The organism is Microbacterium telephonicum (assembly GCF_003651225.1).
GTDB classification, from domain to species: Bacteria; Actinomycetota; Actinomycetes; order Actinomycetales; family Microbacteriaceae; genus Microbacterium; species Microbacterium telephonicum.
This window is the reverse complement of record NZ_RCDB01000005.1, coordinates 1-23155: the sequence shown is the minus strand read 5'-3', so window position 1 is coordinate 23155 and position 23155 is coordinate 1. Positions and strand designations below refer to the sequence as shown.

The 23155-nt window shown below is 65.9% G+C and carries 28 protein-coding genes; 5 read left to right on the top strand and 23 right to left on the bottom strand.

Translation table 11 applies throughout. From position 1 onward, the window contains the following. Positions 1-31: 31 nt before the first annotated feature. The 8 genes from C7474_RS14740 to C7474_RS14705 all read right to left on the bottom strand — a co-directional run bounded on the left by C7474_RS14740 (position 32) and on the right by C7474_RS14705 (position 8582). On the bottom strand, positions 32-1078 hold the full coding sequence (locus C7474_RS14740; protein WP_121061301.1) for a LacI family DNA-binding transcriptional regulator: 1047 nt from the start codon (positions 1076-1078) through the stop codon (positions 32-34). Positions 1079-2012: 934 nt separating this feature from the next. Next, positions 2013-2780 carry a hypothetical protein gene (locus tag C7474_RS14735; protein WP_147436733.1) on the bottom strand — a complete coding sequence of 256 codons (768 nt, stop codon included), beginning with the start codon at positions 2778-2780 and terminating at the stop codon, positions 2013-2015. Between the two features lie 367 nt (positions 2781-3147). Next, positions 3148-3738 (bottom strand): hypothetical protein, encoded by a 591-nt coding sequence (locus tag C7474_RS14730; protein ID WP_121061297.1) that lies wholly within the window; start codon positions 3736-3738, stop codon positions 3148-3150. A 57-nt stretch (positions 3739-3795) separates the two neighbouring features. Further along, positions 3796-4995 (bottom strand): XRE family transcriptional regulator, encoded by a 1200-nt coding sequence (locus C7474_RS14725; RefSeq protein ID WP_121061295.1) that lies wholly within the window; start codon positions 4993-4995, stop codon positions 3796-3798. 5 nt (positions 4996-5000) lie between these two features. Next, positions 5001-5606 carry a hypothetical protein gene (locus C7474_RS14720; RefSeq protein WP_121061293.1) on the bottom strand — a complete coding sequence of 202 codons (606 nt, stop codon included), beginning with the start codon at positions 5604-5606 and terminating at the stop codon, positions 5001-5003. Positions 5607-5708: 102 nt separating this feature from the next. Then, positions 5709-6533, bottom strand: coding sequence for a hypothetical protein (locus C7474_RS14715; RefSeq protein WP_121061291.1), 825 nt, complete (start codon positions 6531-6533; stop codon positions 5709-5711). After that, entirely contained in the window at positions 6523-8148 is a 1626-nt protein-coding gene (locus C7474_RS14710; protein ID WP_241965294.1) for a relaxase/mobilization nuclease domain-containing protein, read from the bottom strand. Before C7474_RS14710 ends, C7474_RS14715 begins: the two co-directional genes overlap by 11 nt. Positions 8149-8186: 38 nt before the next feature. Further along, complete coding sequence (locus tag C7474_RS14705) at positions 8187-8582, bottom strand: MobC family plasmid mobilization relaxosome protein (RefSeq protein WP_147436732.1); 396 nt, start codon at positions 8580-8582, stop codon at positions 8187-8189. A gap of 224 nt (positions 8583-8806) precedes the next feature. Between C7474_RS14705 and C7474_RS14700 the strand changes: the two genes are divergently transcribed. The 3 genes from C7474_RS14700 (at position 8807) to C7474_RS15525 (ending at position 9806) form a co-directional block, all read left to right on the top strand. Further along, complete coding sequence (locus tag C7474_RS14700; RefSeq protein ID WP_121061286.1) at positions 8807-9112, top strand: hypothetical protein; 306 nt, start codon at positions 8807-8809, stop codon at positions 9110-9112. Positions 9113-9363: 251 nt separating this feature from the next. Beyond that, positions 9364-9612 carry a glutaredoxin-like protein NrdH gene (nrdH, locus tag C7474_RS14695; RefSeq protein ID WP_121061284.1) on the top strand — a complete coding sequence of 83 codons (249 nt, stop codon included), beginning with the start codon at positions 9364-9366 and terminating at the stop codon, positions 9610-9612. Then, positions 9609-9806, top strand: coding sequence for a helix-turn-helix domain-containing protein (locus C7474_RS15525; RefSeq protein ID WP_121061282.1), 198 nt, complete (start codon positions 9609-9611; stop codon positions 9804-9806). The genes nrdH and C7474_RS15525 overlap by 4 nt, the downstream gene beginning before the upstream one ends. On the opposite strand, the gene C7474_RS14945 is transcribed toward C7474_RS15525, so the two are convergent. From C7474_RS14945 to C7474_RS14675, 3 genes are all read right to left on the bottom strand, one after another. Then, positions 9803-10606 carry a hypothetical protein gene (locus tag C7474_RS14945; protein ID WP_147436731.1) on the bottom strand — a complete coding sequence of 268 codons (804 nt, stop codon included), beginning with the start codon at positions 10604-10606 and terminating at the stop codon, positions 9803-9805. The two genes, C7474_RS15525 and C7474_RS14945, sit on opposite strands and share 4 nt — an antisense overlap. 278 nt (positions 10607-10884) lie before the next feature. Beyond that, positions 10885-11127, bottom strand: coding sequence for a hypothetical protein (locus C7474_RS14680; protein WP_158597358.1), 243 nt, complete (start codon positions 11125-11127; stop codon positions 10885-10887). Positions 11128-11147: 20 nt separating this feature from the next. After that, positions 11148-11762 (bottom strand): recombinase family protein, encoded by a 615-nt coding sequence (locus tag C7474_RS14675; RefSeq protein WP_121061276.1) that lies wholly within the window; start codon positions 11760-11762, stop codon positions 11148-11150. Between the two features lie 247 nt (positions 11763-12009). Here C7474_RS14675 and C7474_RS14670 point away from each other — a divergent pair, with 247 nt between their 5' ends. Together C7474_RS14670 and C7474_RS14665 are read left to right on the top strand one after the other, a co-directional pair. Continuing rightward, on the top strand, positions 12010-13470 hold the full coding sequence (locus tag C7474_RS14670) for an ATP-binding protein (protein WP_121061274.1): 1461 nt from the start codon (positions 12010-12012) through the stop codon (positions 13468-13470). A 47-nt stretch (positions 13471-13517) separates the two neighbouring features. Beyond that, positions 13518-13841 (top strand): hypothetical protein, encoded by a 324-nt coding sequence (locus C7474_RS14665; protein ID WP_121061272.1) that lies wholly within the window; start codon positions 13518-13520, stop codon positions 13839-13841. Positions 13842-14243: 402 nt separating this feature from the next. Here the strand turns inward: C7474_RS14665 and C7474_RS14660 are convergent, their stop codons facing one another. The 12 genes from C7474_RS14660 to C7474_RS14605 all read right to left on the bottom strand — a co-directional run. Continuing rightward, positions 14244-14609 (bottom strand): single-stranded DNA-binding protein, encoded by a 366-nt coding sequence (locus C7474_RS14660; protein ID WP_121061270.1) that lies wholly within the window; start codon positions 14607-14609, stop codon positions 14244-14246. A gap of 14 nt (positions 14610-14623) precedes the next feature. Next, positions 14624-14866 (bottom strand): glutaredoxin domain-containing protein, encoded by a 243-nt coding sequence (locus C7474_RS14655; RefSeq protein ID WP_121061268.1) that lies wholly within the window; start codon positions 14864-14866, stop codon positions 14624-14626. 314 nt (positions 14867-15180) lie between these two features. Continuing rightward, positions 15181-15504 (bottom strand): hypothetical protein, encoded by a 324-nt coding sequence (locus C7474_RS14650; RefSeq protein WP_121061266.1) that lies wholly within the window; start codon positions 15502-15504, stop codon positions 15181-15183. After that, positions 15504-16136, bottom strand: coding sequence for an AAA family ATPase (locus tag C7474_RS14645; RefSeq protein ID WP_121061264.1), 633 nt, complete (start codon positions 16134-16136; stop codon positions 15504-15506). Before C7474_RS14645 ends, C7474_RS14650 begins: the two co-directional genes overlap by 1 nt. 240 nt (positions 16137-16376) lie before the next feature. Beyond that, entirely contained in the window at positions 16377-16577 is a 201-nt protein-coding gene (locus C7474_RS14640; RefSeq protein WP_121061262.1) for a hypothetical protein, read from the bottom strand. Further along, on the bottom strand, positions 16574-17536 hold the full coding sequence (locus C7474_RS14635) for a DUF3560 domain-containing protein (protein ID WP_121061260.1): 963 nt from the start codon (positions 17534-17536) through the stop codon (positions 16574-16576). Before C7474_RS14635 ends, C7474_RS14640 begins: the two co-directional genes overlap by 4 nt. 263 nt (positions 17537-17799) lie before the next feature. Continuing rightward, a complete protein-coding gene (locus C7474_RS14630; protein WP_121061258.1) occupies positions 17800-18009 on the bottom strand; it encodes a hypothetical protein in 210 nt (69 codons plus the stop codon). A gap of 52 nt (positions 18010-18061) precedes the next feature. Next, complete coding sequence (locus tag C7474_RS14625; protein ID WP_121061255.1) at positions 18062-19438, bottom strand: ParB/RepB/Spo0J family partition protein; 1377 nt, start codon at positions 19436-19438, stop codon at positions 18062-18064. A gap of 250 nt (positions 19439-19688) precedes the next feature. After that, the gene (locus C7474_RS14620; RefSeq protein WP_121061253.1) at positions 19689-21635 is read right to left on the bottom strand and encodes a hypothetical protein; all 1947 of its coding nucleotides are present in this window, start codon (positions 21633-21635) and stop codon (positions 19689-19691) included. A 194-nt stretch (positions 21636-21829) separates the two neighbouring features. After that, the gene (locus tag C7474_RS14615; RefSeq protein WP_121061251.1) at positions 21830-22072 is read right to left on the bottom strand and encodes a hypothetical protein; all 243 of its coding nucleotides are present in this window, start codon (positions 22070-22072) and stop codon (positions 21830-21832) included. 59 nt (positions 22073-22131) lie between these two features. Next, positions 22132-22563 (bottom strand): helix-turn-helix domain-containing protein, encoded by a 432-nt coding sequence (locus C7474_RS14610; protein ID WP_121061248.1) that lies wholly within the window; start codon positions 22561-22563, stop codon positions 22132-22134. A gap of 80 nt (positions 22564-22643) precedes the next feature. Then, positions 22644-23155, bottom strand: a 512-nt coding sequence (locus C7474_RS14605) for an FHA domain-containing protein (protein ID WP_147436730.1), incomplete at its 5' end; no start/stop codon positions are given.

Below are 23155 nucleotides of genomic sequence, written 5' to 3'. Positions count from 1 at the left end.
CCATGCCGTTCCAGGGCCAAACGTCTCACCGTTAGTGCTTGGGAGGGAAGGGGACAGGCGTCATTCGCGGTGCGGGTCCGGTCGATCCGCGCACACGTAATACGGGCGTTGCGTCCACAAATGACTCCGCGGCCGCGCCACCAATGCGCTCGAACAGACGGCGGGCAACATGCGCCCCGTATGCGGTGACATCGTGGCTCAGTGCGGTCAGCTGGGGGAACGCCGCCTTGCACAAGGGTGAGTCGTCCCAAGCGATGATCGAAACGTCTTGGGGTACTCGCAGGCCCAACTCGTGCGCGACGCTCAGTCCGGTCAAGGCCATTACATCGTTGTCGAAGAGGATCGCTGTAGGCGGTTCTTCGGCTGTGAGTAGGGTTCGAGTCGCGGCAGCGCCCTGCTCCGGTGTGAAGTCCGCCCGGGAAATTATGCTCTGGCCACCACGAGCAGCTACTTCATCGTGGAAGGCGACGTCGCGGATGTGCACGTGTCCGTAAGAAGCAACTCCTGAAACCCGTGCGATCGTGCGATGACCCAAAGTAAACAGGTAGCGCACCGATTCGCGAACGGCCGCGGCGTCATCGGTCCAGACTGTGGTCACATCCGGCGCAAGTTCTGGGTTTCCTACCACCACTGCAGGCAGTGCGTCGGAAGCGGTGAGCATGGACAGCCGAGGGTCGTTCTCTCGGGGGTCAACGACCACCACCCCGTCTACTCGGCCGGCAGCTCGCCAGCGTCGGTATGTGAGCATTTCAGCGTTGAGGTCGGGCACGACTTGTAGAAGCAGGGCAAATGACCGCACTGTCAGGACTTGTTCGATCCCAGCAATGAACTGCATGTAGAACGATTCGAACCCAAGTGTTTCCGGCGACCTGGCCAGGATCAGGCCAACTGCCTCGGCTCCCGCTCCGGTGAGGGCACGGGCGGCTTGGCTTGGCTCCCAGCCCAGATTCTCAGCGATCGTCAGGATTCGTCGACGGGTCGATTCGGACACGCCGGGGCGCCCGTTGAGAGCGTAAGACACCGCGCCCGTCGACACGCCCGCATCGCGGGCGATATCTGCGATGGTGATCCGCGACACCGGTCTCCTTCAAGTAGTCGGGGTTATCGTCCGAGCCTACTCAGGCGCGAACGTCTCATCGGGGTATGTACCAGGTTCCTGAGCGCCTTGGTCGGGGGTAGGAACCGGTCTTGACCGCCGCGGCTGACCGATCACATGAGCCGCCAGAGGAAGTGGAATGCTACGAAATGTCGCCATCGTTGACGCCAAGCGTTCTAGCTGCGATTGCAGTAGATGACGTTCTCCCTCGGGGACTGCTCGATGTTTGAGCCGTCGTACTCGGATCTAGAGGGTGATCCGGGGTCAGCCGTTGCCTTGCCTGACGCGACAAGAAGCGACGGCGACCTCAACATTGGTACGGCACGCTTCATCGGTGACCACGTCGGCACCCAGGTAGCCGATTCCGACCTGCCAGGGCCTGGCGGTTCAATGCTGAGGATCACTGGTACCCGCCTGATCCCCTTCTCGAAATGAGTGCCCGATAATCACCGTTATGTCAGCATGCGCGCCGTTCCACCCCTCGCCCACGCGATACGCCGGCCTAGGGCGGAACGACCGGCCGCCCCCGCGTTGCGCGAGATCCGTCCTCCCGCCGCCAGCGACGGCGGGAGGGACGAGCTACGGGGGGACGATCGAAACCGTCCCACCCATCAGGGTGACTCCGATGATGAAGCCCGCCATAATGAGTCCGATTCCGACGTAGCCGAGGACGCGAAGCGTGCCCCAGCTCGGTGCCGCCCTAGGGGGTGGCTCAGGCGGACCGGTGTTGACGTTTACGGTCACGGTGACGCCGTGATCGGAGGGCACGCCTGTTGTCGGCGTGGCGACGGCGGTAGACTTCATTCATGTCTCCTTCGGGGACAGTTGGTGTTGAGCGCTCGGTGTTGGTAGCACCGGGCGTTCGCCGTTTTGACGAACGCCTCGCGCGGGGAGGCGGCTCTCGGAGAGTCGACGTTCAGGGTGTTGCGGGCTTCCTCCTTCCTTGGAATCCAGGACGAGACCTTGTGTCTATGCGCGAGACCAGCGAGTACTCGATGTCGTAGTTGAAGGCGCGGCCCTTCATCCAGTTGCGTTCCTTGCCGCGGTTGCCGGTGAGCAACTGCGCACGCATCAACTCGCCGATGCCGTTTGCCCACGTATCGTCCGAGATCCCGTACCAGCTCTTGACCTGTGTCGAGGGAATAACGAAACCGGGCTTCTGCGTAAGGGCGATTAGAAGCACGACCTTGCCGGGCATAGAAAGCTTCCGGTGCCACTCCTCCTCCCAGTACTCGAACGGAACGCGGAAGTAGTGCTTGGTGGGAGAGGTATAGGGCTTCCCCTCCCCGTCTTCGCAGAGCGATGTCACCTTGCCGTTCCTTCGTGCCTTGTCGCGAGTCACCAGGTGGTAGCTCTCGTCGAGGCGGCGAAAGATTCGCGACACGCGCTCGGCGTGCATCAGCTGATCTGACTCGGCGAGACCCAGCGCGCGGGACCAAACGCCGGCGTCCTTCCCTGCGTCCCAGGGCTCGGCACTCGCCATGAGGCGATGAAGCAGGAACAGGTCTAGGCCCTGACGATCGTGAGCCTTCACCATTGCTGCGATCGGCCCGGGGGCCGGACTACCCTTCGTACCGCCCTGCACGAATGAGTTCCGGACCGCGACAGTGCGGCTCGGTCGCTTGGAGGCGGCGAGCATGGCGGCGATTGTCTCGTTTTCGCCGAATCCTAGAGTGCGTTCCACGAGATCAATGATGACGCTTCAGTGACGCCTTGTGTTGCTGATGCTGTCCGCACAGAGACCCTGCCAGCGGCATGTATATAGAAGAACCGTTGCGAGTACCGCGTACAAGTTCCAAGTGCAAAGGCCAGTCAGAATTCCGAGTAACCCCAATCACCTGCGGGCGAGGGCGAACACTCCCAGCGGAGCGCGTCTCGCTCGCACGGCGGGAGAAGTCCGTACCCTCTTACCCGTTCCTGGTTGGCCCTACCCCCGCCGCAGTGGACGACTGGCCAAATATGGGAGATAATGAATGAGCCCCCCGTTACGACGGGCGCGGAAGAAGGCCTCAGAACCCCAGCCGGACGACTGGATCTGGGGCCCTTCGTTTTCACGGCATGAGCGAATCAGCCGTGCGATGCTGGACGACAATCGTCTCCTGCAACGCCTCGAGATAGCGGGGTTCTCCCATTGCTGCGGCGTTCACCGCGCCAAGGAGGATGTCAGCTATCCAGAGCAGAGGCTCGTCGCCACCACGGAGATGGCGAATGCGAATCCCTCGCTCGAGGCCCTGGCCCTGCAGCGACACGATGTGCGCACGGTCCGCAGCGTTCTGCTTGTCGGACCTGTGCTCGAGCGTGAGGTCGTAGATCTCCATACCGACCATCTCGTGATACAGGGCCTCTAAGCATTTACGACGGCAGCGCTCGTTCTTCTTGACCCTCTCACTCAGGTGGGTCACGACCACAGTCATGGGCGCGATCTCGGCCAAGCGCTTCACGATCGTTCGCCTACGGGACTCCTGCTCGTCGGTCCAGTGGAGCTTGATCTGGCCGGGTAGAGCGAGCGCGCGGACCTGCGCCCGGACTTCGTCGCAGGCAGTAACCGGTACCAGGGCTGCTCCGATCAGGTACTCCTGGCGGTCCACCGAGCGAGCAGCCGATGACTCGTCTACAAATGCTCGGAAAGACTCAGAAGACACGCTTCAACCGTACGGTTCTGGCTCGACAGCTGATGACCGCCAGGGGCCGGCCGTAGGTCACGGGCGCGTTGGAAGCCGCTTGATGGATGCGGCAGTATGCGTCGATTGTTTGTGCCCATCGCGGGGCTTCAGCGTCGCAATTGGTGCGGGCGCCGCAGCGGGCGCTGATGGCGTCCAGTCCAACCAGCGGAGAATGAATCGTTCTCCCAGTCCCACCTCTCTCGCAGCTCGGCGGACGGGATCGTTGGAGAACTTTTCGTGGAGCGCTTTCCCCAGCCACACGGCTGACTCGTTGCCCGGCCGGTGCGGCTCCTCCTTATTCCACCGCCTGGCGGAGATCTGCTTGTAGAGCGACCGCGCGTGAGCCTCATCAATCACCCCCAGCTCGCGGAACCGGAAGACGAACGCCTTGATGGAGTAGCCCCACTTCTGCTTGAGGGCGGCGAGGGTGCGGAGCGTTACTCGCCCGCCCAGCTGCTCCAAATCATGCAGCGCCACATCCCCAGGAACCAAGAAGGATGCAGCGAACCGATTGGCCTGCTGCTCCATCTGCGCCGCATCTGATGGGGTTGCCGGCTGCGGCAAACCCGCGTGAAGGACCAGATGACCGAGCTCGTGTGCAACCGTGAAGCGCTGACGATCCCCGGGGATATCGGCGTCTGGATCCTCAGAGGCTTTGGCGATGCGGATCACAGGGAGAGTGTCAATCGTGAGCGACATCCCCCAGTGACGCCCCAGCTCACTTTCAAGAGGGAGAACCACGCACCCTAGCCGTTCAGCTGCTCGAATGACGTTTGGGATTACCTCGTCCGCCTCGAGACCGGCTGCGGTTCGGACGTCAGCAGCGACTCGGTCGATGCCGTCGTCGTCGTTCAGGTCGCCGTCGTAGTTCGGTACCTTCACGGGCAACGTACGAAGGCCGATACTGCGGACGGTCTCAACTGCGCTGATCGAATCGTGAAGCGTGCGATCGACGGCTCGTTGCGATGCGTCGGCATACGCGCGGAGCTTAGGCCGGTCGAATCTGAGCGCCAGCGTGCCGCCCGTGAGGTACGAGGGCTCGCAATCGAGCACCTCAGCCAGCGATCGCACCACACCGGCCTCCGCCTCCTGATGGCCATTCTCGATCATCGAGATCGTCCCAGAAGCGATCGACGCGCGATGAGCGAGCTCGCTCTGGGTCAGGCCGAGGGCAAGTCGGAGTTGTCGAACGCGCGCGCCTCCGATCGCCGCGGGCAGCGGCAACTGATTCGACATGGTGATCAGGCCTGCTTGTCGATCTCACCCGAATCGGGTGCATCCCAGCCATCCAGGCTGTCGTCATCGTCCGGCAAGAACACAGAGTCGCCCGTGGGCGCGGGAGGACCGAAGTAGTGCGTCCAGCCAAACTCGAGATGCGGAACGGCTCCAGCAGATTGCCCAAGGACTTCCGCCACGAAGAAGTTGACAGAGTCGTTGTCGGTGACCATGAAACCGAAAACGTAAGGAACCTCGCGCCAGAATCCGTCGTCTGACAGCCCACCCCAGGTGGAACCGCTATTCGCAATAACCCGGAGCTCCTCCCCCATCATCGAAGCGCCGCGAAGCCGGATCACGGCGTACTCGTTTCGGCTCAGCTCGTAGAGCTCCGTTGCTCCACCCATCCCCGAGCGGACTGTCAAGCCGCGACGATCTGCAGCTTTCCTGAACTCGCTCGCGATGATGGCGCGCGTAAGAGCCGAGCGAGGAAGGTTCGTGTCCTCGAATGCCGGGTGGAGCGAGAGCGCTTCGCCGATTGACCACGCGCCAGATTCGAAGCCCTCGCGGACTTCCACAGCGAGATCGCCAAGAGCGTCTACGAGTTCATCTGAAAGTGCGACCATAAGCATGAGGATATTAGAACGTTTGTCACACCGCAAGTACGAGCTGGACTCATGCCGGCAGCTCGGTGACGATCCTTTCGCCACACAGATCGCGATAGCGCAGTGATATCACTGAGCTAGGCCGCGGCTGCGCTGCTGCCCTGAGGTCCGAGTCTTCCGAGCTTTTGGCGCGGAGGCGGACGCCCCAACCGCTTCCCTCGGGCTCTTCGCATTGCCGGTGTCTGCGAGCACACGGCCGCGCACCTCCTCGGCCGACGCGGTTCCCTCAAGCGAACGCGCGAACTCGGCACGGCGCTCGGCGCTGTCGTAGAAGCCTGCCTCCTGTGAACGTTCCGCTGCGGCCTCCCGCTTATGACTGGCCGACTCTGCCGCGGCAGTCGGATGCTCGCTCTCGTGAGCGCGTTCGGCGGCTGCGTCCGCGTCGCGGTCGCGCGCCTCGGCGGATGAAAGAAGGACCTGGCTGGCGGTGAACTCTTCATCGGACCGGCGCTGCTCTTCGCGCGCCTGGGCGCGGTCGGCTTCGGCTCGACGGAGCGCGTCGGCCACCGCTGCGGGGTCGGCGCCGGCGGCGTCGACGTCGATGCCGTATCGGTCCTGCACTTCGCGGCGGATGGTCTCGTTGGCGCGTGCGGCGACGTCGTCGTGGTCACGCCACGCGACGGCGGCTTCTCGGGCGTCGGCAATGTCGCGAACGTCCGCACGGTCCCACCAGGACGGCTGGTCGACGACGGCGAGCTGTCCGCGCACGGCCGCCCGCTCGGCGTCGAGCCGGCTCTGAAGCTCCCGTGCTTCCTGGGTGGCTGCGGCTTCCCGCTGACGGTTCCATTCCTCGCGCAGGCGAGCGAACCGCTCCCCGAATTGGGAGGCGACCGTCAGCGCGATCCGCAGGGAGTTGTCGAACGTCTCGCCTACGCCGTCTGTGTCATCGACCATGATCGTGGTCTCCTTCTCTTCCGTTGAGGCCGTCGCGCTGACGCGACGTGTCGGACGTGGTTCGAGGCCGGGGGGTCAGTGTGTTCGGCAGCGGTGAACGGGTGCCGGGCGCGGCGAGTCCGCGCTGAGCGCGACGCACCGCTTCCTCTTCCGGGGAGAGCATCGCCGTGGTCGCAGACGCCGCGGCTGTGCGCGCGTCGGCGGGCATCCGCTCACCGATCGCTTCGAGAGTGCGTCGCAGGGACTCACTCATCTGCTCTGCGCGTCGGGCATCGCCCGCCGCCTTGTGTGCGTCGATCAGCGCGACCGACAGACGACCGAGTTGACGGAACAAGATCGCTTCGGCGGCGGGGCCTTCGCCGCCGACTGCGGCTTGCATCAGTACCATTGCGGCGCCCGACGCTGAGCCCATACGGATGGGCTTGGGCTTGGACTGGTGGGCGCGGATGTGAGCGCTGCGCGACAACTCTCGGGCCGTCTCCGCGAGCGGCCCCGGCGTTGCCTCGACGCGCTGCGACCACGCGGCGAATGCGCCGGCGGTCTCTCGCGCGACGTGCGCCCACGTGGCTCGGTCCGTCGCCGGTACCTCTCGCAGCTGCGCCCTGAGCTCGCGCAACTCCCGCCCGTACTGTTCCCACAGCTTCGGGTCGGGAGCGTGCTCTTCGCGGCCAGGAGCGACTGGACGGTACTGCCACGGGTTCTTGCTCGTGGCACGCCACTCGTCGACAGCTCCCTGCGCCGTCTGTGGGCTGTCCGGCCAGCCCTCGCGCAGGCGCGGAAGGGTGAGGTCGCGGGCAAGTCGCCCTCCACCGAACCAGACCGGCCGCTCGTCTCCGGCGGGTCGCAAAGCGACGGAGTAGCCGGCAACGACATCGTCGCGGCCGGCTGCGAACCGCGGGCGGATGAGGACACCGGCACGTCGCACTCGACGCACGAACTCGCCTTCGTCGACGGATGCCGTCGCTGCGGCCCTGACGGTCCGCTCGAGCCGGTGCGCGTCGACCTCGACCGCACCGGTGCGTGCCGCCCGCGCGGTTTCGGCGGGCTTCACGCCACGCTCTCCCATGCCTCGCTCGCGAGAGTCGACGGGCATCAGACCGTGCTCGACCTCGAGCGTCCGACACAACTCCTGAGCGCGCTTGTAGTCGTTGTGCGTCGTCGCTTTCGTGCCGTCCTCACGCACGAGTGAAACGGCGATGTGAACGTGGTCGTTGCCGTTCTTGGAGAGACCGTGACGAACCGCAACCCACCGGCACGGAGCCTTCCCGGATGCCTCCGTGAAGCCCATGCGGTCCACGAACTGCTGCGCGATCGTGCCCCACTGCTCGTCGCTGAGCTGACCTTCTTCGGCGCGCAGCGACAGTGAGCAGTGCCACACATCTGCGGCCACGCGCTCGCTATGCAGCTCGCCCGTCCCAGGGTCAGCGACGCGCACCTGACGGGTCACTTCGACGCCGTAAGCGACGCGCGGTGTGTCGAGAGCGACACCGATCTCGCGCGCCGCCGCGGCGTCGAGAACCGCGTACCCGTGGCGCGCCATGATCGCGTGATCGCCCGCCACAAGGTGCTGCTCCGTGTGCTCGTTGGCGCGCCCCTCCCCCGCAAGGTAGGTCATCAGACCGACGATGCGGGATCCGCGAGTGATGTTCGGAATCATGCGCCCGCGAGCTTCCGGATGGTGTCGTCGATCCGGGCGCTAAGCGCCCGGTACTCCGCCACGACACTCTCTGCTTCGGCAGGGAAACCGCCCTCGGTGTTGGCGTACCGGGCGAGCTGGTTCACGTTGTTCGCGACGGTTCCCATCGTCCGCGACAAGGCGAACAACTCCGCGATGAGCTGCTTCTGGTCGGTGCTGGTCTGAACGTTCGCGTTCATGCCCGCCTCGACCAGGAAACGCGGCACGGTGACACCGGCGACAACGGCGCGAGCGCGCAGCTTCGCGTCCTCGTCGGCGTTGGTCTTGACCACGTAGCGACCCGCGTCACGCGGCGTCGCGGAGTTCGCACGACGCTGCCGGCCGAACAGCTTCCGCTCGTTCTGCTCCGGCATGATCACGTCCTCTCGGCCCAGCGCAGCGAACCCGCCAAATAGCGGGGACCATACGACCAGTATGCCGACCGCGCCGCCGGGAATCCAGAGTTAGGTTACCTAACTCTATAGCTTGCTCTGCCAGCGGCTCCGCCGCGCGCAGAACGTAGTGGAGCGTCGGTGATCCCGCTAGAGGGCAAACTGCCCGTGGATCGACTCTTGATCTGCTCGATAGAGTCGGTCGCATGAGCGACGTGAACTTGAATCCAGATGAAGCCGCACAACGCGCACGCGAGCTGATCGAAGCAGACGTCACCGCGAAGGTTGACGCCGTGCGCGAGCTGGTCGCTGCGGTGAACGAGGCAGATGCCGCGGAGGCGCGCCTGAACGACGCGACAGCCGCCCATGACCGCGCCTGGAAAGCGGCTCTTGCCGCCGGATGGAGCGAGAAGGATCTGCGCGCTACGGGTGCGCGCGCACCCGGTCAGGCCTCGCGCAAACCTCGCTCGAAGCGGCGCACGGTCGTCGCTGACTTCGGTTCTTCTGAGTAGCAGCCTTCGGCCGCAGTACCTCCAAACGGTCCCCTCCGCGCTTTGCGCGACGGGGACCGTTTGCATGGGGCAACTTCGTTGCCTTTCGGCCGTTGGATGGTACGCGCTGTCCTCGCTCCGGCAAGGGCTTTCGCGGCATATCCTCCCTCGCTGCGCTCAGTCCGGTATTCCACGGACCCTTGCCTGCACTCCCCCACCGCAGTGTTTCGACTTTCGCCGAAAGGCAATGAGGTGTGAAAGGGAGAACTGCGATGAAGAATGAACCGCTCACCGTGTACTCGAACGAGGGGTGTGTGCAGTGCACGGCCACGATGCGCGCACTCGAAGCCGCCGGGATCGAGTTCGAAGTCGTCGACCTGTCGACGGATCCCGAGGCTCTGGCGAGGCTCAAGGCGGCCGGGTTCCTGCAGGCGCCGGTCGTGGAAACGGTCGATCAGTCGTGGTCGGGTTTCCGTCCCGACAAGATCGACGACGTCGCCAAGAAGCGAGCTGCACGATGAGCGCGGGCACGGTCGTCGACACTCCGCTGCTGCTGACGCCGGCGGAGGCTGCGGAGGCGCTGCGAGTCGACGTGTCCGAACTTCGGACGATGCGCGCCACGGGCTCTGGCCCGGACTTTCACGATGTGGGCCGTGGGCTCATTCGGTACGTGCGAGAGAGCGTTGAAGCGTTTGCTGAGCGCGCTGCCGCTTAGAGCTCGTGCCCGCGGTCCTGTGATCCCTCGCGCGCTCGACGCGGGCGGGACTGAGCTGCGGGGCGTTCGGTCCGACTCTGCGCCGGGACGGGAAAGCTGGCTCGGATGAGTCGGTGCATCTCGTCGCGCTCGTGTGCGTCGATCGGCGTACGCAACGCGCGTTCGACTACGAGCTCGTGTACTCGTCGCTGCACTTCCGCGTCGATGTTGAAGGGTGTGGCACCGCGCAGCTGTCGCGCGACCGAGTCCATGCGGACGTCCTCGGTGATCTGCTCGAGCTGTTTGGCGGGAAGCCTCTGCCGGGCGGAATCTACGATTGCGCGGGCGCGCGCCTCACGGTCCCGTGCGTCGGCCTTCTCGATAGCGCTGGCTGCCAGATACCGGGCGCGGAACTCGACGGCCGCGCGGTGTCCAGGTAGAGCCTCGAAGGACTCAGCCCGAATCCGAATCTGATCGTTGATCCGCCTGTGACGTGAAAAGAACGCGTCGGCGGCGGCCTCGTTCTTGCGACGGTCCGCCGCGTAGGTCTTATGGATCTTCCGCGGCGGGAGTCCGAGCTTTGTCAGCCGGCGGCGCAGCTGCGCCGCTTCGCGGCCTCGCTTTCGTTCGCGCTCGAGGTTCTGCTGGTACCAACGCCTGAACTGGTCAGGGTCCGCTTCGCGACGGCGCGCAGCGTCGGCGCGCTCTCGTTCGCGAGTCAGCTCCGGGTATCGGTCACGGTGCGCCTGGGAACGGCGCCGAGCGCCCTCGGCCACACGCTCGGGATGCCGTTCCTTGTAGCGCGCCTGATACTCGCGCACCTTCTCGGGATGCTCCTGCCGGAACTTGCGCTGACGCGCCCGCTCCTGCTCTCGATGCTCGGCATACCAGCGTCGGCCTTTCTCCCGCCGCGCCTCAGCCGCTCGCTTGCGAGCCCACCGCCGGCGTTCCGAGAGGCGATTAAGTTCGCGGTGTCGCTCGAGGTTGTTGGCGCGCCAGGCTCTTCGCAGCGCGGCAACGTGCTCCTTGTTCGCCTCGCGCCAACGCCGGTCCTGCGCACGCTTACGTGCGGCGGCGTCCTCGGAAGCGTCGTCGGAGCTCAGGAGTTCTCTCCCCCGTCAGGCACCAGTCCGAACACGTACTCGATCAGTGCTTCGCGGTGATTCGTCGGGTCGATGATCGTCCGCGCGACCAGGTCGCGCAGCGCCGCAATGTCGGCGGGCTCGAGCTCGCCGGCATCGGACAGCACGAAGTCGACGTCGTCACCGATCGAGTAGTCCGCATCGTCCGCATGGATCTCCGGGTAGTAGGCCATGGCGAGGACGCCTGTGGACTGGACCACCTGGTCTGCTGCGTCACGGTTCATCGTGTGGTCTCACTCTCTTTCGTCGTCGTCTGTTGAAGCTGTTCGCGGTAGTACCGGTCGAGAGCGCGAGCGACGCTAGATGCGCCGACGCCTAGCGTGCGCCCGATCTTCGCGACGCTGTCACCGTTGTCGCGCATCTGCACCGCGGCCGTGGTGCGCTCGTCAGTCATGACCGAGGGCCGGCCTCCGACCCGCCCTTGGCTGCGCGCGTGCTCGAGGCCGCGGCGAGTGTTGTCTCGGATCGTCGAAACCCGCAACTGCGCGAGAACGGCCATGATGCCCACGATCGCCTCCCCCATCGGCGTCGACGTGTCGACGTCGAGGAATGGCTCGGTAAGGCTGCGCAGGCGGATGCCGCGGCGGGCGAGATCCCGGATGAGCTCGATCGCCATGACCTCGCTGCCGGCGACACGGTCGAGAGCGCGAACGACAAGGGTGTCCCCCGGTCGGAGATAGTCGAGGCAAGCGATCCACTGCGGGCGATCGCTCACTCGGCTCGATTCCCCCTGGTCGATGAATACTCGACCGGCGCCGGCTGCACGCAGCTCGGCTTCCTGGGCGGCGGGGTTCTGATCCCTCGTCGAGACGCGGGCATAGCCGACGATATTCACACGCCACTCCCCCCGGTATCCGCCGTCACTCGTCGACGGGCTTCACCGAAAACGGTAGCGCACAGGTTTCGGTGCGTTTGGGTTTCGGTGGGGGTTTTCGGTGGATCCATCCTCGGCGTGTCGGGGTCGTCGGGCACCCCCCTGCCGAGCGCACCAAAAACGATCGTTTGCGGAGGGCTGGGCGGACGCAAATGCACCGCGGCGCGCTGGCCGCTCTAGCTAGGCTGACCGACAGGGGGGGAAACACATGAAGTGGTTAAGCCGACTATTCAGTAAGCGGAACGGTATTCAGGCGCCTGAGCCGTCGCTCGAGGGCTCCGGCGAGGTCGTCGATTCGAGCACAGAGCTACTAGCGACGACCACCAAGCTGCCGCGCAAGTACGACCTAGCTGAGGTATTTACGCCCGGGCAACCTGCCGACAAGGGCTTCGTGAAGCGCCCAACGCAGGAAAGGGACCTCCTCAACACCCTCGACGAGCGCGGCACTCAGATCCTTGTCTGGGGGGAATCTGGAGCCGGCAAAAGTTCTCTCGTGCGGAACGTGCTCAAGCAGACGGATCAACCCTTCGTGACGACTCGCTGCGAGCAGTCAACGACGTATGAGCAGATACTCGCCTCCGCCTTCGACACGATCAAAGCAGGGGCTTGGACAAAGACGACTAACTCGGACACACGTACGGTCGGCGGCGGCACCAAGTTGGGCGGCGGCGCTCTGGTACCCGCAGAGGTTCACGTGGATGCCGAGTGGGAGGCCAGCAAGCAGGACGACTGGGAGGCTGTCGTCGCTGCCCAAGTCACGTCCGAGGCATTGGCTGTGCGATTGGGCGAAAAAGGACTGGTTTGGGTGATCGAGGACGCCCATAAGGTCACCGCAGATGTTCGAGTTCAGATCTCGGATGCGATGAAAGTCTTTAGCGACGCGTCCCCCGACTATCCAAAGCTGCGGATCATCGTTCTCGGCGTATCTGATACCGCTGGCCAGATACTTCGAGCACCCTCAAACATGGGGGGCCGGCTAGCCGATATCCCCATCCCGCCCCTCACTGACAAGCAGCTCAAGGCAATCTTGAGCCAGGGTGGCGCCCTCCTGAACGTCGATTTCACTCAAGTGATGGAACCAATCACGCGGCATTCAGTGGGCATCGCCAGCATCACGCACGCTCTTGCTTCCGCTTGCTGTCAGGCGCTCGACGTGCGATCCACAGTCGAGACGACAGTGATGGTGACACCCGCGGCGCTAACCGAAGCTAAAGCTGCTTACGTGCGGACCCGCGGTGGCGACATGAAGGACAAGTTCGACATCGCCCTCGAGCAGCCAACCACCCGCAGGTACCACAACTACGCAATCATTCTGCGGGCGCTGGCTCAACTCCCAATCAGCGGTGCAACGCACGCTGCGATCCTCGCTCAGATCAAGAAGGACCATCCGCTGTATCCGCCGGGAAACCTGACGACCTACCTTCGCAAGCTGCAGACACCGGAGCGTTCCGCACTCGTCCGCAAGACCTCCACGGGCACGTTCCGATATGACCGTCCGCTCTATCACTCGTACGCTCTCCTGCGCTTTGACCTGGACGCGAGCGCCGAGGACGAGTTCTGGGCGAACGGTCTGGTCGTGAGTGACACGGACAAGGAAGTGTCCGTGCGGCTAGCGGAAGAGGTGCATCCCGAGGCCCCGGAGGATCCCGAAGAGGATCTCGAAAGTTAGAACAAAGCTTCTAACCTAGGTATCCTGGCGGCTCGAGGGGGTTCGCCGTGGGCACGAACAAGCGGTACGCCGCGGCGGTCGATCATCAGATGGATACGCGCATCCTCGAGCGGATCGCTGCGGAGGCCGGCCCCCTGCAGTCGCTCTCGAGCGCTGAACTGCGGTTAGACATGGAACCGGTGACGATCGACCCGCGGCCGAAGCCGGCGAAGGCGTGGGTGCGGTTCGGCGCGACGCCGGCGCTCGTCGACGCGGAGGTCTGCCGGTGGACGGCGGATGCCTGCGCGATCAGGTTCCGCGTGGGCGAGACGGAAATGAAGGCGTGGGTGTGGGCCTCGGCGGTCACGCCGGCCTCTCCTGGCGGGCGCTGAGCGCCCTATGGATGGTTTCTGCGTCGCCGCCGGCATCCTGGTTTCCTGGCGTCGTGGATGACGACGAGTGGCCGGGCTTCTCCCCCACGTGTGAGCGCTGCCTGGTGCAGCTGCAGCCGTCGTGGAACCCGCCGACTCCCCCGGTCTGGCGTTGCCCGGATTGCGGCTTGGTGCGCGTGTTCTAGCCGATCTGGCGCACGAAGAGGATGACTTCTTCTGCTGGGATCCTCGATCGCAGCTGCTCGATCGCGACGCCGGAGGACGGCGCCTCGAGCTCCACGCGCGTGGCCTCATCGACGTCGCGGGGGCGGTGTGCGAGTTCCCAGCATGTGTCCATTCTCCCGGCACAGCGATGCCCCCGGCCGGGGAGAGAGGTCGGCCGGGGGCGTGCTGCGCAGCGGGTTAGGGCTGCTGGTCGTTGCGCGCGTTGCGGGTGATCGCGGCGGTGGCGCGGGTGAGGTCGGCGCCGATGCTGTCAGCGTCGATGACGCGGCCGTACTGCTTGTTGCCCTCGTCGCCCCAGCTGGTGGTGTGCTCGCGTCCGATGACGATGACGGCATCCCCTCGGTGGAGTGAGGCGGCGGCGTTCTGTCCGAGCTCGAACCGTGCTTCGACGAAGTGGGTGGTAGGGGTGTCGTGGGGCTGGTACTTGCCCTGTCGGTACTCCCCCGTGTTCTCGATGACGCGGAGCTTGGTGATCTGGATGGTTCCCGCCTGCACAACTTCGGGATCGGCTGCCAGGTTTCCGGTGATGGTGCGGATAGACATGGTCGTTCTCCTTCTCAGTGGGTTGCGATGCGGTTGATGTGGTCGGGGCGGAACCCGGACCAGTGATCCTCGTCGGTGACGACGACCACGGGTGCTTCGGTGTAGCCGAGGTCATCGACGACGTAGGCGCGGGCATCCTCGTTGTCTCGGATGTTCACCTCGTCGTACTCGATTCCCTTGCTGGTGAGCACGTTCTTGGTCAGCGTGCAGCGTGCGCAGCTGGGGCCTGTGGTGTAGACCGTGATCCGCTCAGCCATTGCTCTGCCCTTCCCTCAACCAACCGTTTTTCTTTGCCTGCCGGCAATCGAGGGATTTACGGCGAGCGGAGCGGGAGGGAGCAACGGACGTGGAATACCGGAGTGAGCGCAGCGAGGGAGGATATGCCGCGAAAGCCGTTGGCCCGACGTGGAGCCGACGTATCCTCGACAGCCGGACAGGTCAAAGACTGCGGGATATGGTGCGGGCCGCGTAGCGGCGCCTCTTGAGCGTCGGTCTCCGTGCCGGCGGGAACAGCCCGCAGGGCGGCGTGCTTTCACGGTGATATCACTCTGAAAGCGAGCCACGGCGAGCGTCAGCCTTTGTGCTCGGCCCGTATGACCTCGAGGCCGCGCTGCAGCGCGCGGAGCGCGGTCTTCTGCTGGGTGCGGTCCTCGAGCTCTGCGACTTCTGCGAGCAGGGCGGGAAGCTCGGGGTTCTTGCTCCATCGGAGCAGGAAGGTCTTGGACGTGCCCTCGGGCCATTCCCCCGCGCTGGTCGCCCGCGGCGCAGGCCGGGATGCCGGCTGCGCCTTGGGTGCAGGTGCCGGCGCCTCAACCTCCTGTGTGGGCGCGTCGGCGGCTGCGCCGAACGCTTCGATCTTGGCGGGATCGACGGGGGTGCGCTTCTTGATCGCCATTAGGACACCAACTCTGCTGCGAGGGCCTGGATCTCGTTCTTGGCTTTGGGGTTGTTCCACTCGACGACGCCGAGACCTTCCCCGATCACGTCGCGGTATGCCTTGCGCTCGTAGATGACGGTGTCGAGGGGACGGATGCGCGGGTAGTCGGCCAGGTACTCCCCCGCGTCGTGGCGTTCGGTGATGCTCGGGTTCGACGGCGCCTGCGTGATGAGCCCTCGCACGTCGAGGCTCGGGTTGAGGTCAACGGCCTGGTCGATCACTTCGCTCATGTGGCCGAGGGTGTCGAGGTCGAGCTGGCTGGGGCGGACGACGACGACGAGTGTGTCTGCGGCGACCATGCCGGTGCGCATCTCCCTACTGTCCTTGCCGGCGACGTCGACAACGACGACGTCGTAGCGGCCGGCGAGGTCCTGCAGGGTCTGATTGATGTTGCCGAGCTTCTCGACGCACGCGATCGCGGGCGCGTGCCGCTGTTCCTCGCGGTCGGCGTGCCAGCGAGCGGCGGAGCGCTGCGGGTCGGCGTCGACGAGGCACACGTCCTTGCCCTGTCGGGCGAACTCGACGGCGAGATTGACGGCGATGGTCGTTTTGCCAGGGCCACCCTTCTGACTCCCGATGAGGATGATCATGGTTTCACTCTACTTTCACTCTGATATCGCACCGGTATTGAAGTGGTGTCGATGTGCTATCGGTTTCATAATGAAACCTTAGTGATATCACTATGGCATCAAACATAAGCGCTATCAAGTCGCTTTCAGAGTGATATCACTGGGGGAGCGCGAGGGGGTCGCCCCTCGCAGGCCGGCCGACCGGAGGGAGGCCGGCGCGAGCTGGGTGGGGAGGGGCGACCGAGGTCGCCCCTCCGCCTGTCACTGGGGGTCGTCGGCCGTAAGGGTGTCCACGAAGGTCACGTGATCGGGGCCGTCGACGGTGGCTGTGTGCGCGAGCGTGTAGCCGCGCTGGGCGTAGTAGTCGAGCTCCTGGGCGCGGTAGCTGACCTGTCGTCCCTGCGCGACGACGTCGCTGGTCTTGCTGACGCGGTTCTCGATGACGACGATTCGCTGACTCATCGTGCGACCTCCTCGGCCGTAGCGTGCGCGGTTCGGTGGTCCTGAATCTCGGCGTAGGCGACGCGGTCGGTCCAGCTGTAGCCGGTTTCGACGCTGACGGTCTTGGTGTTCACGCGGGCCACGCGCCGCCAGTGGCCGCGGATCTTCACGGCGTCGCCCTTGTGGACGGTGGCGGGGGAGTAGCCGGTGGCCTTACCGGTTGCGATCTGGTCGGCTCGTACCTGTTCCCAGTAGGCGAGCTGGTCGCGCAGCTCGTCGAGCTGCGGCGCGTAGTGCGCTGCTCGCTTCGCCTTCTGCTCCGCGGTTGCCGGGCGGTATCCGGTTTCTGCGTCGTAGACGTCGTCTTCGATGCGCCGCTCGACGCGCCGGATATCGGCGGCGATCTTCTCGATGCGGTTGGCGACGGTCACGGGGTTGTAGCGCGCGTCGGTCGTCACGGCGGCCGCGTTGGCGCGTCTGACTGCTTCCTCGGCCTCGTGGTGGGCGTCGATGCCGCGTCGGGCGCTGCTGTGCGCCTTGTCGATCGCGTGCCGGTGGCGGCGCTCGGAGTGGTGGCCTACCTTGATCGGCTCGCCGCCTTCGGGAAGGCGTGCCACGTCGCGCATGTGCGCGTCCCAGAGGGTTTCGGCGGTGGCTGTCTTGCGGTCGGCCTTGGCGTCGAGCGCGTCGACGCGGTCCGCCTGGCGTGCGATCTTGCCGGCCTCGACCTCGGCAGTGCTCCGGCTGGTGCGGTCGATCTGCAGCGGGGCGAGGGGGAATCCTGCCGCCTCGAGCGCGGCGGCGGTGCGGGTGATGATGTGGTCCTGGGGGAGCCGGTCGCGGCTGTTGGGGACGTACCACGCGCCGATGCTTCGGCCCCAGCGCCAGCAGTTGGCCTTGAGGATTTCGGCCGTGCCGTCGCCCTTGGCGGTTCCTTCGATGATGGTTCCGGCCTCGTGTGTGTGCGTGATCGTGAGCATGTTGGGTTCTCTCTCCCTCTCGTTTTTTTGCCGTGAAGGCGACTTGTCGCCGCGAGGGAGCGCCAACCGGAGTGCAAGTGACCGTGGAATACCGGACTGAGCGCAGCGAGGGAGGATATGCCGCGAAAGCACTTGCGCGGAGGGCGGCCGACCGGATGCTGCCGAAGGCTTCACGGCAAAAAAACGATCCCGTAGGGGTCGGGCACAGGCCGGCCTTGGCCGGTCCGATTGATATCACTGAGATATCGGGGAGCGCGAGGGGATCACCCCTCGCTGACTCTGCACCCTGCGATCGCGCCGGCCTTCGCGTCGTAGACCGCGTCGATGTATCCGCCCATGATGGTGTGCTCATCAAACGGGCTGAGGTCGTCGTCCCATCCTTCGCCGTTGTCGTGATCGGCCCATAGGGCTGCGAGCTCGACGTCGGTATCGGCGGTGAGGGTGTGGCCGGTCTCGGTAGTGAGGGTGAGCATGGTTCGTCCTCCTGGGGGAGTGGCGGGGGCCGCTGTGCGGCCCCCGCGCGGTTCAGTCCTGGTCGTCGGTCTCGGTGAGGTCTGCGGGATCGTGGGTGACGATCTGCTCGACGTCGCTGAGCCCGTATCCCCATGCGGCGAGTTGGGTGAAGTAGTCGCGGTCGGTGTGGGACGGTGAGCGCCAGGTCTGCTTGCTGGTGATGCTTTCTACGGCTCCGAGGATGATCGCGAGGGCGACGTGGGTGGCCTTGGCGGGGTTCTGCTCGACGAGGGTGGCGAGTTTGTCGGCCTCGAAGTAGCCGGAGGGTTCCAGGCCGAGGAGTTCGTGTGCGAGCCGGTTCCCGTCGCGCGTGCCGGTGCTGACGGCGTTCCGGTGGATGGTGAGTCCTCGGGCGATGACGGCGGCGGTGTCCTTGGGGAGCGTCTTTCGTGCGAGGAATGTGGTCAGCCACTCGCGCCGCACGGTTTCGGCGGATGCCCATGCCTTGTTGTTGGCGATCAGGGTCCGGCGTTCGGCTTTCTGCTCGTCGGTCATGGGGCCGCTGTTGGCTCCTGCGCCGCTGTCCTTGCGGAATCCGGCGCTCTTGTAGTCGCGGAGGTAATAGGTCGTGGACGGCTCCCCGCCGTAGTAGACGCGCACGGATGCGAACCGCTCTTCAAGGTTCTCGATGTGCTCGGCGGTGACGCGGTCGCCGTCGCTGGTGACGAGGTCGCGGATCGCGGTGTATTCGGTGTCGTAGTAGCCGGGTTCCTGGGGGAGCACGGTGTAGCCGCGTGCGGTCAGGTCGGCTTCGGCGGTGGCCTTGATCTGGGCGCGTTCGCGCTCGTCGCGGGCGCGCTGTACGGCGTGCTCGAACTGGCTGGGGTTGGTGGTGGCGACCTCGATCAGTGAGGCGCGGGCGTCGGCGTCGTCGTCGAACTCGATGAGTACGGCGGCCTGGTCGAGGGTGAGCGGGTGCTCGGTGATCGCCGCTGTCGCGACGGGGTTCTCCGCGACGGTGAGGGCAGTCTTGACCTCTTTGGCCTTGGTGCCGGTGCGCTTGGCGATTGCGGTGACGCTCATGCCCTCGAATGCGAGTTGCTGGAACGCGGCGGCTCGGTCGCCTTCGGTGAGTGCTTCGCGCTGGTCGTTCTCGACCATCTGCTGAATGATCCGCTCGGCGGTGGCTTCTGCTGCCTCGACGACGTAGACGGGGATCGTGCTCAGTCCCGCCTCGCGGGCGGCGAGGGTGCGTCGCTGACCGGCGCGGACCAGGACGTTGCCGTGGTCGTCGCGTCGGGCGAGGACGGGGGTGAGGACGCCGTTCTCCCGGATGCTCTGCACGAAGGGGGCGGTGATGGGTGCGCTGGGGCGCACGTTGGCCTCGATGACGAGGCTCTGCGGGTCGATGTGCTCGATAGTCCCGGTGTGGGCGGTGGTCTCAGCCATGATCTTCTCTCTCCCGATCAACTGTTTTGTTCGCCTGTCTGGCAAGAGGATCGTTTGAGAGCGGAGCGGCGAGAGTGCGGGGTCGTGGAATACCGGACTGAGCGCAGCGAGGGAGGATATGCCGCGAAAGCCCCGCACGGCAGCCGTGGGAGCGAACTACGATTCGGCGGCCAGGCAGACGGACAACGAGAGAACCGGCCGCGGCGCGGCTCGACCGTTCGGAGCGCAGCTCCGGGCGCCTCGGTGAGGGTCAGGCCGCGTCGAGCGTGGCCGCGGGGGAGAGGATGCCGGCTCGCACGAGCTGGAGGGCCTGTTTGTGGTCGCCTCGACCGTCAGGGCCTCGTGGGTACCGTGCGTAGTCGGGACGATCGTTCTGCGCGAACAATGCGACACCGGTGGCCGCTCGACGGCCTCGGCGCTTCTTGTTGGGTTTCCTCATCCACGTGAGTTCGGCGTTCCACCATTCCCACCGGGCTCGCTCGTTGCCGTAGGCGGCGCGTCGCCGCTCGAGGTAGCCGGCGACGTCGAGGGCGTCGGCGGCCTGGTCGAGGGAATCGTGATCGCCTCGAATCCATCCGGCCGGTCCACGGTGGGCCAGTCCGTGAGAGGTGAGGCGGTCGAGAGCTTTCCTGATCCGCTGGGCGTCGAGGCCGGTGGTCGTGCGGAGCTCGTCGACGGTGGCGATCGCGTCAGGGTGCAGTGCAGCGTAGATGATCCCTGCGGTGCGGCCGAGGCTGCGGGGTGCAGCGAAGGTGTCGTGGCGTAGGGGGCGCAGTCGGTTGTGGAGGTGGCTCAGCCAATAGGCGCGTGTGGGTTGGGCAGGGGGACCGGCGGGGCGTGCAGGCACTTGTGTCCGGTCGTGAGGGTAGTTCTCTGTGGAGAACTTCTGGGAGAGGCGGTAGCGCTGTCCGTGCGGTCCTTCGGGATCTCCGACGCGGACGATCCACGCTGACTCGGGGTCGTCTGTGACGGGCTGTGAGAGCCGCTGCAGGGCGGTGTGCACGGTGGTGCGCCCGTAGCCGGTGTCGGCGGAGAGGCGCCGGACGTCCGTCTCGACGGTCAGCTGCGCGGACTGCGCGATGTAGAGGCAGAGGGCGTCGAGGACGGCGCGGGTGCTGTGCGTCCCGGTGTGGCGTCGTGCCGCCGATGAGGCGCGGTCCGCGCCCCAGAGCCCCGGCATGGCGTCTGCGCGCTCCTGGGCGCGTTCTACGGCCGCGACGGCACGGTTGGAGCGGGCGAGGTAGTCGGCGTCGTCGCCGGCACCGTTGAGGGGGTGTGAGGCGACGTAGCGGACGGCGTTGTTCCATGCGTTCGTGAGCGTGCGGGCGCGGCCTGTCGCGGTGCGTGGCGTGCGTTCCTGGCCTCGCTTGGTTCGCATGGTGCGGACGTGCTCGAACGCGGGGGAGTCGACCAGCTCGAGGACGTCGGCGTACCGCCAGCGGGAGTGCGCGCAGCCGGCGAGGACGGATGCCAGTGTGTAGGACGCATCCGCGGCGGGGGTCTCGTCGATGAGTGCGGCCACTCGCGGGCTGAGGGCCCGCTTGGGGCCCGCGATGTAGGGGTGGCCGTCCTGGTCGACGGCCATGCCGTGCAGGGCTGCGAGCTCCACGGTGGGGAGTTCGGCGCCGGCGTCGACGAGGAATGCGGCGAGGTCGGTGACCGCTTCGGGCGGGACGGGCTGCGTGGTGAACGGTGCGAGCGGCCCTAGGGCCACGGATACACCGCCGAGGCGGTGGGGGGCTCCGGGCGGCCGCACGCATCCTGTGGCGGGGTTGAGCAGGGGGGTGGGGTCGAGGGAGGGGAGCAGCTGTGTGGCGAGCAGGGCGAGGTCGCGGACAGCTGCGCCGTCGACGGCCGCTGCGAGGCCGACCCAGACGTGACGGCCGCCGGTGGGGCCGGATTCGCAGACGAGGTGCGGGACATTGAGCTCATCGAGCCAGAGGGAGAGTCTGCCGGCGTCGTAGGGCGCGTTTCCGCGGCTACTGTCGAGGTCGAAGCAGAGGTACTTGTACGTGCGGCTGTCGGCCGAGAGGTACATGGCCCAGGTGGTCCGTGGGGGCATCGCGTTCACGGACCAGTCGCGGCTGTAGTCGTTCAGGATCTCGCCGCTGGCGTCCTGCGCTGCTGCGCGCACGACGTCGCGCAGCGTGAGGGCGCGGGTAGTCGCCCACGCGGAGGCCCGATCAGGCTCCGACACGCGAGTGTGTGCGAGGGAAACGCTGGCGCCGAGGCGCGCGCTTGGTATAGTCAGCCCCAACTCCTTCTGGGAACGACGAAGCCTCCGGCTTCACCGGACTTGGAATGTGGAAGCTCTCGAGTCGTGAGTTTGGCGACCTGGACTCAGAGCAACGAATCCTTGAGGGGCCCGCCGGAAACGGCGGGCTCTTTCGTTTATGCGGCGGCGGAACTGGCCTCCCGGGGGATATCGAGTTCGGCCGCGCGGTTGCGCGGGGGCTTGGGGGCGTACTGCGGCATGTTGAGCTGTTCGGCGGCGAGAAGAAGCAGGTAGTCGCCGTAGCTCAGCCCCTCCTTGTCGGCGTTCTCTTTGAGAATCGCGCCGAAGGTGACGGGAGGCTTCGCCAGGATCGCGTCGCGCTCGCCCTTGCTGGGGCGGCCAATGCCGTTGCGTGCCATGCCTCGAACGCTAACCGCGTTTGCGTTAACGAAATGTGAGGCGGGGCGGCGTGTCGGAGTCATTCGGCGTCCTCACCGCTGGGGCGCTGATTGCTCGTCTCGTCGAGGAGTTCGCGCAGGCGCCACTTGTGCACGATCCAGCGGTTTCCAACGAAGGAGCCGGGGATGTGCCCCTGCTCGAGCCAGATGTAGATGGTGCCCTTGTACTTGACGCGGAACAGCTGCATCAGGTCGCGGTAGCTGAGCTCGTCGGGATAGTCCGCCAGGACGTCGACGGGTTCGCCGGCCGGGATGGGTCGGTTGCTCGTCGCGGCCAGCCATGCGCGGATCTCGGCCTTGAACATGACCCACGAATCAGCGATCCGGTGGCCGGGGATGATGCCGTCGCGCAGGCGTGCGCGCACGGCGGGAGCGCCAGTGCGGATGATCTTGGCGACGTCCGCAGTGGTGAGGGTGTCGGGGAACTGCGCCCAGTAGTCCTCTTCACTCAACGGGGTGTGGTCCTCATAGTTGTTCCGATCGGGTTCGGAAGGTGGAGCTGTTGAGGGACCAGTATTCCAAGCGGCGACGTTCATGCGAGGTTTCCGTCCTCGGCGCCTGAGAGCGTGATCGTCAGCCGGACGTCACCGAGAACGGCGACGTCGCCGCTCTGCAGCCGGTACGGCTTCCACGGTGTGAGCTCCACGGTCACGGCTCCGGTGCGTTCGATGAGCGTGCCGTTCGCGGCTGCCTGGTCGGTCGCCCAGAGTGCGCCCTCATCCCATTCGAGGCGCAGATGAGTGCGGGAGACCTGGCGGGTGCCGTCGTCGGTGGTGAGTAGAAGCTCGACGGCCTCACCGGGCTGAGGGGCAGGCCGCCGGCCGATGAGCGCCGTGGTCGTGAAGGCCCCGGACTCGCCTGTGCTGGTGTGGATGCGTGCGGTCGGGACGGCGGGGCGCTTGCGCTCCGAGAGTCGCGTGTAGGGGTCCGGCTCGTCGTATTCGTCCGGTGCCTTCGGCGCCGCCCACGCGGATGCCACCGGCTCCGCAGGCGGGGTTGGTGGCACCGGTCCTCGCGGGATCTGCTGCGTCGGTGTTGCCGCGG